Genomic DNA, 14,544 nt, shown 5'->3' with positions numbered 1-14,544 from the left:
ATAAACGAAATTTATAAGAGTATAGCACTTTTGTAACGGAATATAATGCTTAAAATAATAGAAAACACAAAATGGTACAAAAATATGTAGATAAAGTACATTTTGTCAATAAAAATATTATCTGAATAAAAATATCTTATTAAGATTTAACATTATGATTTACTGTTGATAAAGATGCATTTAACCATTCCGAATTCCATGTTGCAAAGAAGTTTCCTGTTTGTATTTTGTATGTTAACTTGGTCTTTTGCTAAGGCGCAAGACCCTCAATATTCACAGTTTTATGCAGCACCTATGTTCCTTAATCCAGCTTTTGCTGGGTCTGCAAAAGCAGCTCGTGTCAGTTTAAATCACAGAAATCAGTGGCCATCTTTAAGTGCTAACTTTGTGACCTCCTCCCTTTCTGCTGATATGTATTTAGATAAAATCAACAGTGGCGTAGGGATATTACTTACCTCAGACCGTCAGTTTACTAACTTGGTAACTACGGATATTGGTGCGTTATATTCTTATCACCTTAAAATCAATGATGGATTAAGAGCAAACTTAGGGATACAAGGTTCGTATGTAACACGTGGGGTCAATTTTGCTGACTATACGTTTGGTGATCAAATTAATACTTATTTGACGACAGGAGCATATCCCCGCTATTCGTCTGATCAGATTTTACAAGGGGGTAACAATTTGACTCCTCAATTAAAATATTGGGATTTTTCAACGGGTGCTCTTTTATATGGAGAACAGTTTTGGGTGGGGGCTTCATTCCACCATATCAATCAACCTAACCAGTCATTTTCTAATTCAAATGCAGCCTTGCCTATGCGAATAGGTATTCAGGCAGGGTTTAATATTCCTTTGGCCGACTATATGTTGGGGAATAATCTTGGCGATGCAGTTGATAAAGAAAAAAGTATTACCCCTGTGGTTCACTACAGACGTCAAGGGCAATCAGACCAATTAGATGTAGGTGCTTATTTAACTTATTCCCCTATCGTAATTGGTGCATGGTATAGAGGTATTCCTTTGAAATCGTATAAGAAAGATAATGTAAGTATCGTTAGCCACGATGCCTTGGTGTTTTTGGTAGGCTATCGTCAAGATAATTTTTCTATTGGTTACAGTTACGATGCCACCATTTCTTCCCTAAGCTCGACAGGTGGTGCTCATGAACTATCAATTTCTTATATTTTTACAGACTTGATTCAGTCTAAAAAGAGTAATCGTCCAAGAAAAGGAGAACTAAAGTGTCCAAAGTTTTAAAATCTTTACACAAAGCCTGATTTTTCTAAGGGATTGATAATTAATAAATTGAAAAGCAAAAACAGCTCACTTGTCATAAGTGAGCTGTTTTTGCTTTTAGTATACAGAATAGTTTTATTCTCCCAACTTCTTATAACGAATACGTTTTGGCGTAGCATCGTTACCTAAACGTTTTTTACGGTTTTCTTCATAATCAGAGAAGTTTCCTTCAAACCAATATACTTGCGAATTACCTTCAAATGCTAAAATATGCGTGGCGATTCTATCTAAGAACCATCTATCATGGGAGATGACTACAGCACAACCACCAAAGTTTTCAAGAGCCTCTTCTAAGGCACGTAATGTGTTTACGTCCAAATCGTTGGTAGGCTCATCCAGCAATAGAAGGTTGGCACCCTCTTTCAGCATCATTGCCAAATGTACACGGTTACGCTCTCCACCCGAAAGATTACCAATTTTCTTTTCTTGATCGGCACCGTTGAAATTGAATTTACTGACATAGGCTCTGGCATTTACTTGCTTGCCTCCCAACATAGTATGTTCTGTACCTCCAGAAATGGTTTCAAAAACTGATTTATCAGGTTTTAACTGATTATGCTCTTGGTCAACATACGCCATCTGAACAGTTTCACCAACTTCAAATGTTCCTGCATCTGGCTGCGCTTGTCCCGTAATCAATTTAAACAACGTCGTTTTACCCGCACCATTTGGCCCGATTACCCCAACAATACCCGCAGGTGGTAACGAGAAGGTGAGGTTATCAAATAATAATTTATCTCCGTAAGCCTTTGTTACATTGTTTACTTCAATTACTTTATTGCCTAGTCGTGGACCAGCAGGGATAAATAACTCTAGTTTATCTTCTTTCTGGCGGTTTTCCTCCGACATCAATTTATCGTAGGCCTCTAAACGTGCTTTAGATTTGGCCTGACGTGCTTTGGGCGCCATGCGTACCCATTCTAATTCACGTTGTAATGTTTTCTGACGACGAGATTCCGTCTTTTCTTCTTGTGCTAAACGATTTTGTTTTTGCTCTAACCAAGAAGAATAATTTCCTTTCCAAGGAATACCTTCGCCTCTGTCTAATTCTAAAATCCAACCCGCTACGTTGTCTAAGAAATAACGGTCGTGGGTTACGGCGATTACCGTTCCTTTGTATTGACGTAAGTGTTCTTCTAACCACAAAACAGACTCAGCATCCAAGTGGTTGGTAGGTTCATCTAATAAAAGTACGTCTGGCTCTTGTAATAACAAACGACACAAAGCAACACGACGTTTTTCACCCCCAGAAAGGTTGGCGACGTTGGCATCCGAAGGCGGACAACGCAAGGCATCCATGGCTCTTTCTAGGCGAGTATCCAGTTCCCAAGCATTATAGTGGTCTAATTTTTCTTGAACCTCTCCTTGGCGTTCTAAAAGCTTATCAAAATCTGCATCAGGGTCACCAAAAGCTTCGTTGATTTCGTCGAATTCTTTCAATAAAGCGACAATTTCAGCCACGCCTTCTTCTACTACTTCCTTCACTGTTTTAGTAGGGTCAAGCTCTGGCTCTTGTTCTAACATTCCGACAGAATAACCCGCCGAGAAAACAATATCACCAGTATAGCTTTTATCCTTACCAGCAATAATTCTTAAAAGTGAAGATTTCCCAGAACCGTTGAGACCTAAAACTCCAATTTTTGCTCCGTAGAAAAATGATAAGTAGATATTTTTGAGTATTTGTTTTTGGGGTGGAACGGTTTTAGAAACACGTTCCATAGAAAAAATAATGGTTTCCTGACTCATCGGGTTAATTTATCGTTTAATGTAATTTTTTATCAATTCAAAAAAATGCCAAAGTTCATGCAACAGAAAACAGTTTTCCTTGTCATTTAATTACGAACAATTTATTTCAAATAAATTTTATAATCATTTATTCAAAGATAGTATATTTAATCAAAGCCTGCTTACCTTTCTTGTATGATAGCTGTATTTGTCATTTAAATCGCTTAATTTAAGCAGTACGTATATTATTAAATAATATTTTAACTATTTGAGGTTCACTTATATTCATTTATTGTTTATTTTGGGCTGTATTTAAGCGTTAAAATAAAAAAGTTATGAATAGATTGATAATGTAAACAAATCATTAGATTTTTTGCTGAAAATCAGTAAATTGCGAAAAATTTAGGTGTAAGAAGAGTTTCCATTTTCAAAATTTGTTAATTTTAGAATTTTGAAATTATTTTCAATTAGATTCGTTTCATTAATAATAGAAAAATCAGACTTTTTAAACAATCACAAAACTACTAAAATAAATTCAACCTAAACCATGAATCTCTTAGAGTTATGAGCCTTGCCAGACACTCTAATCATGTAATGTAAACCAATGGAAAATACAGTTAAGAACTCCGCCGACTATGGCTATTGTAAAGATGGTAAGGTCTATTTAAAAGGATATTCAGAATATCCAGAACGTCAGATTGGTGTTGTTAGAAACACAGAAGAGGAGGCCTTACAATATTTCGTTAATCGTTTTACGATTGCTGAAAATAAAGTAGCCTTACTTTTTGAACAAGTAGAAGAAGCTCAGAACAAAGGTTCTTATCTTACCAAACTACTTCAGCTTCGCAAAAATCTTGTAGAATTTGATGGCTTAGGAAATTTTATGCCCTTACTCGAACGTTTGGATGGCCTAGAATTGGAATTAAGAGAGCTTATTCTGCACAACCAAATCAAAAATCTTGAAATAAAAAGAGCTTTGATTGAGGAGTTGAGAGAAGCAAGTAAGAGCGAAGAGTGGGCAGAAACTACAGAAACCATTATGGAAATTAAAACCAAATGGTTGAAAACTGGCCCTGTTGATAAATCTTTACAAGATAGCGTTGAAGAAGAATTCAATGCGATTGTAGATGATTTCTTCGTGAGACGCCGTGAATATTACGCTGAGAAAAACAGAATCATTGACGAAAAACTTGCGACACTTCAACGTATTGTTGATGATGCTCGTAATTTACGTTATGAAAAAGATGTAGACGCTGGATTCCTTAAAATTAAGGATTTACAACGTGAATGGAAAACAATTAGTCAGGTTCCACCTAAAAAGCAAAGCCAACTTTGGAAACAGTTCAAACGTTCAAGTGATTTCTTCTTCGAGCGTTATAACCGTGAAAAAGGTATTGTATCAACCCCAAGAGTTGATCCAAGAGTACAGCAGATGAAGGATATGACCACCGAATTGGAAGGATTGTTCAAACAACAAGAATTAATTCCACAAACTTCGGAAAAGGCAAAAGGATATTTAGTAAAATGGAAAGAGCTATCGGCTCTTGCTAAAAATGTTGATAGAGGAATTGCTGAACGTTTCAGAAATATCTGTGATAAGATTTTCGAAATGAATTACTTGTTAAGAGTAATTAGCTATCGTCACCCTGCTTTGCATGAAAAACCAAGAATTGAGCAATTGAAAATCATGATTAATCAAATGGATTACATGACTAAAAAAGAGAAAAACGAACTAGATTCATTTATCTCTGATGCTAATTACAATGGTCAAATGGGAGATAAGTTGGTGATGAATAAAATCAACACGCAAAAACGTAAAATCTCTATGAAAGAAACATTACTAATTGAGTTCAAGAAAGAGCTTGAGATTTTGTTAGACCAGTAGATTTTGTTTAGACTTTAAGATTGAAGACTCAAGACAAAAGTAGTAAGACTGAAGATTACTAGTAATTTGAATTGAGATAAGAGTATAAAAGCCTCCCGATTTGTATCAGGAGGCTTTTATATTCTTATTACTTTACATCCTCAATTGACCTATAAACTACATCCATTACTTTTCTTCTGACTTTTAAGGCGTTTATTTTATTGTTACTCACAGAAGGATGTACTCTGTTTGATAAAAATATAAATACTAACTCTTTTTCTGGGTCTACCCAAACCAACGTACCCGTATAACCTGAATGTCCATAAGAATTGGGCGAAACGGAAGCTGAAATGTAATTACTTTCACCATCAGCTGGAAGTTTGTCCCATCCCAAAGCTCTTTCCCCTTTTGGAGAAACACTGTTCGTAAAAGTATTGATGGTTTCTTCATTATAAAAAATCAAGTTATTGATACTTCCTTTTTCAAGGTTCATCTCAAACAACTTCACCAAATCTGACGCTGAACTAAATACGCCAGCATGACCAGATACTCCACCGAGCATCGCTGCGGTTTGGTCTTGAACAGTTCCTTGTAGATTTCTTTCTCTGAACAAACGGTCGTTTTCAGTAGGTGCTATCTTGGCTTTCTCTATTCTTTTTAACGGATTAAAGCCTGTCGTTTTCATGCCTAATGGTTCATATAGATAGGAGGATGTAAAGACATCTAATCCTTGCCCAAGGATGCGTTCAACAATATGTTGCATAATCATGAAGCCCAAATCGCTATATACATAGCTAAAAGACCCATCGCGGTCGTGTTTATTAATTAAAGGTGATTTTATTACCCATTTCCAAACAGAGTCTCTGATAGCCGTTTTGGCATACATGTCATCTGCTACTTGCAACGGATAGTCTAATGATTGCGTAGTACTATAAAACTCTTTTTTCCATCCTAAAGGAATACGTGTTCTTTCCCAGAATGGAATATAAGCAACCAATCCTGCCTGATGCCAGAGGATGTTGCGAATCGTCATATTTTCTTTATTGGTTCCTCTGAGTTCTGGAAGATAAGTAACTATTTTTTCATCCAGATTAATCTTCTTTTGGTCATAAAGATACATAACGGCTTGGAGCGTTGCCGATACTTTTGTAACCGATGCCAAATCATACACCGTTTGGTTCGTCACTGCTGGACTATTGGGTTCATATCCAAGTTGCCCATAGTTTTTATTCAAAATTATTTTACCTTTTCTGGCAACTAATACCTGACAACCAGGAAAAACTTTTTGATTAATGGATGAAACAATAATTGGGTCAATGCCTTTCAGTACATCCGAACTCATTCCCACACTTTCGGGAGATGCTTTTTCTAGTTGACCTTGTTTTCTTAGCATAATACCATCCCCTGCGATGTATAGATTTTCTACGGAAACTGGCAATTTGCCCGTAGCGGGTATCTGTCCGAATAATACTTTGGCCATTGCTGAATAAGCGGCTTCGTCGTCTTCGTATCCACATACCAAATTAGAGACCTCTGGAAAGAATTTTAAACTATAAGGATTCCCAAACACACACACTACAATATTTGGGGTCTTTTTCTCCAATCTTTTAATAAAATCTTGTACGCCATAATTCAAATCTAATCTACTGGCAGATTTTTTATTGATATTATGAACACTTAGAATGACGGTATGGGTAGAATCTACATTTTTGAGTACCTCATTGAATAAACCTTCATCATTTTTGGCTACGCTAGCATACTGTGCCATTGGCACAACAGCACTTAAAGCTTGTTGAAAACGGTTGTTAGTGGCAATATCTAAGCTGACAGAAACCAACTTATTATTATCTGGTGCAAGGGGCAAAAGCTTTCTAGTATCTTTTACTACAGTAATGGCATTGTCAAATAACTCTTGTTTGATTTGTTGTGCCTGAGGAGTATGTAAGTCTTGATATAAATTGTTGGATTCTATGTACTTGAATTGATTTAACCCTACCCAATATTTGGCATGTAATATTTTCTTTACACGATTATCTATTTCTGTTTGTTTAATCAATCCCGACTGTATGGCATCTTTGATTTTATTGATGCCTTCTGGAATATTTTCAGAATATAACAAGATGTCGTTCCCTGCTACAAAAGCCTGCAAATCTATTTCAGCAGACGATATTCCTTGTCCATTACGAACACCTTTCATATTCAAGGCATCGGTAATTACTAGGCCCTTGAAGCCCATTTCTTTTTTTAATAGATTGGTAATGATACTCTGTGAAAGTGTTGCTGGTCGCCAATCATAAAAAGGTATTTGTAAATGACCTACTATCATGCTCTTGATAGAATCATCAATCAATTGTTTGAAAGGAACCAATTCAATATTGTGCATACGTTCGAAACCATACGACACTTGTGGGAGTGTAAAGTGGGAGTCGGTATGGGTATCGCCATGACCCGGAAAATGTTTAGCACAAGCTAAAAGCTGGTTGTTTTGCATGCCTTTCATATAGGCACTACTTTTAGCCGCTACATTTTCAGGGATTTCGCCAAAAGAACGAAAGCCAATAATAGGGTTTTGTGGATTAGAATTAATATCTACTACGGGTGCAAAATTCAAATGAATCCCGAGGCGTTTACACTGGCGAGCAATCTCTGTACCCATGTTATAAATCAGTGAATTGTCTTGGATAGCTCCCAACGTAATTTGTTTAGGAAAAGCCATCGTAGCATTGACACGCATAGCCAAGCCCCATTCACCATCTATGCCGATTAACAAAGGTATTTTGGTCGTTGACTGAAATCTATTGTTTAGATTAGTATAAGCCGTTGGGTCGCCCTGAAAGAAAATTAACCCTCCGATATAATTATTTTGTATAAGGCTTTCAAGCTTTTTGAAATGAGCTTCCCCGTGAGTTGGGTTTACAGCTACCATAAAAAACTGACCAATTTTTTGGTCGTTCTCCATCGTAGCAAATACGCTATCAACCCATTGATTTTCTAGTAATTGACTATTGTTAATGAATTTGGTCGGATTTAATACACGGTTTTTCTTAACAAATTGCTTTGTTATACTTGCTTCCTTTTTTGCTGTTAGGGAATACAAAAAACTATTATTTAATGCTCCGATAAGTGGTAGTTTTAGTACGAACCAAAGGAGAATAAGTGTAATCGAAAACCAAGAAAACTGCTTATACATTTTATCAATTAATGGTTGGGATTCAAATAAAAAAGATACAAACTTACAATAAAATTAACGCTAATTAAATAGGAAGAGAAAATTTGAAAGTATAAAAAAGTAAACCTAAATGATAATACAGGTTAGCTGGAGGAAGATGGGGATGTATTAAAATACTAATGCTTAGAAGTATTTAGATAACGAAGAATGTATAGGTATTATGCGGATTTTTATCGGTTTTGTTTCGATAAATTATCATGTATTACAAAGAATGGATATTCTGATAATTATGTGTGTAAATGGTTTTACTTTTTGCCAACTTTTTCAATCTTGTTAGGTCTTAGGTAGTATTCCTAAAACCTAACAAGTAATAAGACAAAATCTATTATTGCCTTTATTGGAAGATTAACTCAAGGCTAATCGTCATCATCTTCCTTTTCAACTTTAGCAGGAATTTTTACAAAAGCACTTCTTTTAGGAGGAGGCATTTTGCTGTTTTCTCCACGCATTACTTTCCAAATATCTTCGTTGAAAGCTAAATCGGGTGCGGCATCTTCATGACTAAAATCAAAATTAGTTTTGCGTTTTCCTGTATTGATAGCCACATTTCTTTGGTTAATATCCACATTAGCAGGTAAAGCTTTGAAGGCAGTTAAATCGATATTTTTAGTAAAACATCTAAATAAGGGTGTTGCAGCGGCATCGTATTGGCTCATTGGAGGTAATCCTAGAATCAATTCCATTGTTCTAAGCATGCCCGCAGTAGAATACATGGTGTGGTCTACAAACTTCCTTTTAGTATAGGGGCTTACGATATAAGCCGTAGAGCGGTGGGCATCCACATGGTCAGAACCATTTTGAGCATCATCTTCTAAGATAAATACGACTGATTCTTTCCAGATTTTGGATTTTGATAAGTGTTCAATAAAGTTGCCAACAGCCAAATCGTTGTCAGCTATGCAGGCTTCAACACTAAATGCTCCTTTTTTAGAACCAGAGGTATGATCATTTCCCATACGAATGCTACTGAAACGAGGAACTGCATTAATAGCTAATAGAGAATCAAAATCTATTTCCCATTGTTTTTCACGGTCTGAATCTTTAAAGTTCATGTCCCAACCCTTATAAATTTTACAAACATTCCCCTTTACACCTTCATAATTGCCTTCTGGTTCATCGGCAAATTCTCCATACGTTCTAAAAGGAATCTTGGCTCTTTTACAATAATCCCAGATGAATCCATTTTTAGGGTAAGCAATTTCTCTTTGCCCTTCATAGTCATACGAACCACCCCTTCCACCATAACTTGTTACCCAGTTCTTTTCAACATAGTCGTTTGCATAAGCAGCAGTAGACCAATTATGCCCGTCGGCAGAAACTTCAGCATCAACATAAAAATTATCTAAAAGCACATAGTCTTTCACAATTTTATGTTGATTGGGCGTTAAGTTTTCTGGAAAGATACAAAGAGACAAATCGCCATTTCCTTCTTTTACATCCCCTAATACTTGGTCATAAGTACGATTCTCTTTGATGATGTAAAAGACATATTTGATAGGAGATTTTTCACCCACTTTCATCGGAATAGGATTATCGCTTTCGCCCATAGCCATCGCTTCAACTTGTTTGCTATAAGGCGTATTCTGAAAAACAACTTGCGAATAGCTAGCTAATGTTTGCTCAGTAGGTACATCAATGATAGACATCGTACCTTTCAAAATACCTGCAATGTATTCCACTACTTCCTTATTGGCTTCAGGGTTAGCGCCTACTTCTTGCGGTTTCTTTTTGGCCATTGGATTTGGACCTTTAGGATTTGGTTTTGAACTAAAGCCTTTTCCATTGGTTACATAAATTTTATCACCAATGGTTTTTACAGCAGTTGGATACCAGCCTGTTGGAATAAAGCCTTTTGATAAGCTTTTGCCTTTTTGAGTAATATCAAAAACAGCAAGGCAGTTATTATCGGCATTTGCGATATACAATGTCTTCTCGTCTGGCGAAAGCGCCACAGCATTAGGCGTTGAACCAATAGGAGCATTTGGGTACAGAGAAGCTGAAATATGTTCAATCAACGTGTGTGTAGCCGTTTCAATGACAGAAACGGTATTATCGTTTCCATTGGGTACGAATAAGTACTTTTCGTCTTTTGTAAACACCATATCATTCGGGTGGCTATTGGTAGGAATTTCTGCTACAATTTTGCTTTGAACAGTGTTATAAGCAATCACTTTAGCGCCACCCCAAAGCGTAATGTATAACTCATTACTTTTGGAAGCCATCATGCAGGTATAAGGCTCGGCACTTAGTTTTTCTTCTTTAATTACCTTTTTAGTAGCTAAATCACAGATAAATAATGATTTTGAATCTTTGGCAACTACATATAGCCGATTATTCTTAGTATCTATACAAATTCCTGCGGGCGAAATTTTAGCTTTTGGATAGGCTTCCCCTAATTTAATTTCACCATCTTGGATTAACTTTTGATTTTCTATTTTGTAAATCACTACGATATTATCGTTACCTCCTGACGCATACAAATATTTTTCATCATCACTAAAGGCTAACCCTACCCAAGATTTTTTAATGATAACATCATCTAATATTTTTTCAGTAGCTACATCAATCAATGTAATGCTTTGTGTGCTTTGCCCATTGTTGGTAACTGCCAATAATTTTTGTGAGGGAGAAACCACTAGGTTTAATGGTAAATCATTAAGTTGTATGCTATTGCCAACAGGGGTTAATGACCACCCATTTGGCAAGGTAACTCTTTTTGCAATTAGACTTTCAAGAAGAGGATCTTTACCATTTTGATGTTGCGTTTGTTTGGGATTACAAGCAACGCAGAACAAAATTATAGCCATTGAATAAAGTAAAGATTTCATGTGTTGGAATGGTTTGTTCAGAAAGATATTTGATAAACAAGAATACAATTGCTATTTGTAACCCTAAATTTAACAAAAGGCTTTTATAAAAGTTATAAATATTTGTTATCATCTTATAAACAAAAAAAGTCAGCCCAAATCTGAACTGACCTTTGAATACTAAGCAAATAGCAATTTATTGTTTATGAATATCTGAACCCCCTGTTGAACTTGACTTTACAACTCTTGCATTTCCTTTATGATATACGTCGCTACCACCTGTAGCAGAAATACTGATTTCTTTTTCAGCCCATACATAAGCATCTGAACCGCCTGTAGAAGAAACACTGCAATAACTTGTTTTTAAACCAGTAGCTTTTAAATCACTTCCACCTGTTGAAGTAGCTTTAAATACAGTGGCAGTACCTGTTAAAAAAACATCTGATCCTCCTGTTGTTTGACATGTAAGTTCGTCAGCATCTACTTCTAGTTTAATATCCGACCCGCCCGTTGCACTTACATTCAATTTAATTAAATCTAATTTGTTTTCTGAATAAACATCAGAGCCACCTGTCGCAGAAATGCCCGTAATATCTTTGATAGTAACATAGACTTTTACTGGTTTTGAATTCCAGTTGAACCAACTCCATTTAGAGTTTTCAACATAGATATTCAAGCCACCATCTTTGATTTCAGTAATGATATTATCTTGTTTGTCTTTATCTGCACTAACCGTTACAGATTCAGCGCTACCTTGTTTGATATATAAATCAATACCACTGGTAACACGAATCGTTTTGAAGCCCGTAATTGAGCGGTTTTCTTTAGTCGTTTGTGCCGAAACCTCAATAATAGAGGTAATGGAGATAAGTAATATTAAAAGAGATTTAGTTGAATTTTTCATAATATATTAATTAATTGTGAATGAGTGAATTGTGAATTAGTGAGTAGTTCGTCATCGCGGTTGTAAATACATGATTAATATCCTGCTCTAATATTGCTTTGATAGAGAAACACCATTTACTATAATCGTTCAACGTGATTACCTGATTTCGAAATGAAGTAATCAACTATGCTCAATTCTCTCATAAGATGCAAAGCACCTATTAAAGGTTGCACTAGTTAGGAAAAGAAATTTTACCCATAGATACTGATGGAATTCCTTTTCTAGTACCAAAGTCAGATTCGCCACCTGCTACGGTCTCATTGGCTAAAATAGCGAAGAGTACAGCTTCTTTTGCATCGCCTGAAATACCTAAATCATCCGTTTTAAAGAAATTAGCAGGAATCAATTCTTTCAGCCATTGTACTAGCAACGGGTTGTGCATTCCTCCGCCAGAGAGATAGATATTGAAATCTGCTAAAGATTGTGAGCCGACTGCCCAATGAATGGCTTCAGAGATAGTTTCAGCACTAAAACGGGTAAGCGTAGCCAATAAGTCATTTACAGAAATATTTTCAGTCCTACTGATTACCTGAGCGTTTTTGACGTAATCAATACTAAATAATTCTGGGCCAGTGGTTTTTGGGAAAGGGCTAAAAAAGAAATCATCAGCCTTTAATACTTCAAGCAATCTAGTATTTACGATGCCTTGTTTAGCAATGTTGGCATCTTTGTCATAAGCCATTTCTGGGAAATAAAACCTCGTGAAGGCATCAATCAATGTATTGCCAGTACCTGTATCGGTAACAAACACTTCTTCTGGGTTCATGCTGGCAGGCAAGAATGTAAAATTGGCAATACCACCCATATTAAGCATAATACGGTTTTCGCCTTTCTTACCAAAAATATAATAATCGCCATAAACGGCTAACGGAGCACCTTCGCCTCCTGCGGCAATATGTTTTTGTCTGAAGTCTGAAAGCGTAATAATATTAGTTTTCACCGCAATATGGTCGCCATCACCAATTTGTAAAGTAGCGTTGGTGAACATTTCCTGTTGATGCAAAATTTTAGGAGCGTGCATAACGGTTTGTCCATGTGAGGCTACTAGGTCGACGTCTTCGCTCGTAATATTCCACTTTTTTAAGCAATCCAATATCATTTCGGCATGAAGTAAACCAATCCATTCATTCAGTAAAGCAAGGTGCTGGAAATCAATTGTTTTCTTCGCAAATACTTTCCTGATTTCAGTTTTAACGGCATCAGAATAATCTGCGGTTTCAAAGTTTAATAGTTTTACGGAAGTATCTTCGCCACTACCAGTTATTTCACAAAGGGCTACATCAAGGCCATCCATTGATGTGCCAGACATAAGACCAATAATTTTACGAGAAGATTTTCCTGCTAGTTGATAAAGTTTTTGTACGTTTTTATTCATGGATTTTTATTTTGAATGAATATTAGCTATTTTACTATTACAGAGGGCTTAAATCCCTCGATAATATATTTTTTGCCCGCAGATTCACGCTGAAAAAATACGCTGATGATGCAGATTATTAAATATCACATAAGCTCTAATAATCTGCGTAAATCTACGAGTTTAAATCTCTGAAATCAGCGGGTAAAAAAAATACTCGTTGATTAAACGTATACATACTACTACTTTTGCCCGCAGATTCACGCTGAAAAAATACGCTGATGATGCAGATTCGTTATTAGTAAATATCAGATAAGTTTCTACAATCTCCGTAAATCAGCGGTTTAAAATCTCTGAAATCAGCGGGTAAAAAAATCCTATTATTTCTTCTCAACCAATTTACTAAATCTAACCTTCATCACATAAGTTAGAAGGGTTAAAATAATTAAAACGATGATGCCTTCTTCAATATGATTTGAAGAATTATTGGCAGGGTCTGCATACCAAATATAAATTAAAAAGGCGATTAAGACAGCCTCAACCACAATAAATACAGATAAGATAGCTACAACCGTTGATAATAGAAGAGGACGAAGTTTGTCAAAAACCGATTTCTTATTTCCCATTGTCAAAAAAATAGGCGGATTCAAAACCCGCCTGATATTATATGTTGTATTGTCTAATTCATTAAAAGAAGAAACCACCGACTCTAAGTACTAATGGACTTCCATAAGGGGAATTAAATTTGTCGTAAGTCAAATTATACAAAGCCGTAATTTGGAAACCCCCAAAACCAAAGCCAATACCTGCTAAAGTTTGAATAGGGTATTCATAAGAATAGCCTGCTTGTTTATAATAATATTTTTGAACTTCAGCCTGAGCAAACATATTAGAAGCAATATTATCTAAGAAATGTAAGCGATACTGCCCAAAAATTCTTGGACCATATTGATTGAGAGACTGATAATATGTTTGTTTGTAATATTGGTAGTCGAGTGCGAAACCAACAATAAAATCATTGGTAGCTTGATAACCAACCATTGGTGAAATCCCAATTACCGTTGGGTTTCCAAACTGCAAGCCATTGAGGCCTCCTCCAAATTTAAGCCTTTGTGTGAAAGGTAAATCTCTTACATCTTGTTCTTCGTCTAAATCCCGAACAGAACTATCTTGTTTGATAACAACAGGAGCTTGTGAAAAAGAAGAGGTATAAGCAGTTATAGAGATTAGAATAATAAAAAGTAATTTTTGCATGGTTATTATTTATTAGTTTCTTAGAATCATTGATAGAATCCGCTAATTTAACGCAAAGATTAGCTA

The 14,544-nt window shown here is 35.8% G+C and carries 9 protein-coding genes; 2 read left to right on the top strand and 7 right to left on the bottom strand.

Annotated features, from left to right (window positions below; genetic code table 11):
• Positions 1 to 198: 198 nt before the first annotated feature.
• The gene (locus J2Y60_RS19940; RefSeq protein WP_309922956.1) at positions 199 to 1,260 is read left to right on the top strand and encodes a type IX secretion system membrane protein PorP/SprF; all 1,062 of its coding nucleotides are present in this window, start codon (positions 199 to 201) and stop codon (positions 1,258 to 1,260) included.
• A 114-nt stretch (positions 1,261 to 1,374) separates the two neighbouring features.
• On the opposite strand, the gene ettA is transcribed toward J2Y60_RS19940, so the two are convergent.
• The gene (ettA, locus tag J2Y60_RS19935) at positions 1,375 to 3,045 is read right to left on the bottom strand and encodes an energy-dependent translational throttle protein EttA (protein WP_309922953.1); all 1,671 of its coding nucleotides are present in this window, start codon (positions 3,043 to 3,045) and stop codon (positions 1,375 to 1,377) included.
• 583 nt (positions 3,046 to 3,628) lie between these two features.
• Here ettA and J2Y60_RS19930 point away from each other — a divergent pair.
• Entirely contained in the window at positions 3,629 to 4,909 is a 1,281-nt protein-coding gene (locus J2Y60_RS19930; RefSeq protein ID WP_309922951.1) for a DUF349 domain-containing protein, read from the top strand.
• Positions 4,910 to 5,036: 127 nt separating this feature from the next.
• Here J2Y60_RS19930 and J2Y60_RS19925 read toward each other — a convergent pair whose 3' ends face one another.
• The 6 genes from J2Y60_RS19925 to J2Y60_RS19900 form a co-directional block, all read right to left on the bottom strand.
• Positions 5,037 to 8,078: a glycoside hydrolase family 3 N-terminal domain-containing protein gene (locus tag J2Y60_RS19925; protein WP_309922949.1), complete on the bottom strand. Its 3,042-nt coding sequence runs from the start codon at positions 8,076 to 8,078 to the stop codon at positions 5,037 to 5,039.
• A 395-nt stretch (positions 8,079 to 8,473) separates the two neighbouring features.
• Positions 8,474 to 10,945 (bottom strand): bifunctional YncE family protein/alkaline phosphatase family protein, encoded by a 2,472-nt coding sequence (locus J2Y60_RS19920; protein ID WP_309922947.1) that lies wholly within the window; start codon positions 10,943 to 10,945, stop codon positions 8,474 to 8,476.
• A 175-nt stretch (positions 10,946 to 11,120) separates the two neighbouring features.
• Complete coding sequence (locus J2Y60_RS19915) at positions 11,121 to 11,828, bottom strand: head GIN domain-containing protein (RefSeq protein WP_309922945.1); 708 nt, start codon at positions 11,826 to 11,828, stop codon at positions 11,121 to 11,123.
• Positions 11,829 to 12,042: 214 nt separating this feature from the next.
• A complete protein-coding gene (locus tag J2Y60_RS19910; RefSeq protein WP_309922943.1) occupies positions 12,043 to 13,245 on the bottom strand; it encodes an anhydro-N-acetylmuramic acid kinase in 1,203 nt (400 codons plus the stop codon).
• A gap of 359 nt (positions 13,246 to 13,604) precedes the next feature.
• Positions 13,605 to 13,850, bottom strand: coding sequence for a hypothetical protein (locus J2Y60_RS19905; protein WP_309922941.1), 246 nt, complete (start codon positions 13,848 to 13,850; stop codon positions 13,605 to 13,607).
• Between the two features lie 61 nt (positions 13,851 to 13,911).
• Positions 13,912 to 14,478 carry a hypothetical protein gene (locus J2Y60_RS19900; protein WP_309922939.1) on the bottom strand — a complete coding sequence of 189 codons (567 nt, stop codon included), beginning with the start codon at positions 14,476 to 14,478 and terminating at the stop codon, positions 13,912 to 13,914.
• Positions 14,479 to 14,544: the final 66 nt, after the last annotated feature.

It is taken from the genome of Arcicella sp. BE140 (assembly GCF_031456255.1).
Classification (GTDB): domain Bacteria; phylum Bacteroidota; class Bacteroidia; order Cytophagales; family Spirosomataceae; genus Arcicella; species Arcicella aquatica.
This window is presented reverse-complemented; position numbering and strand designations above follow the sequence as displayed.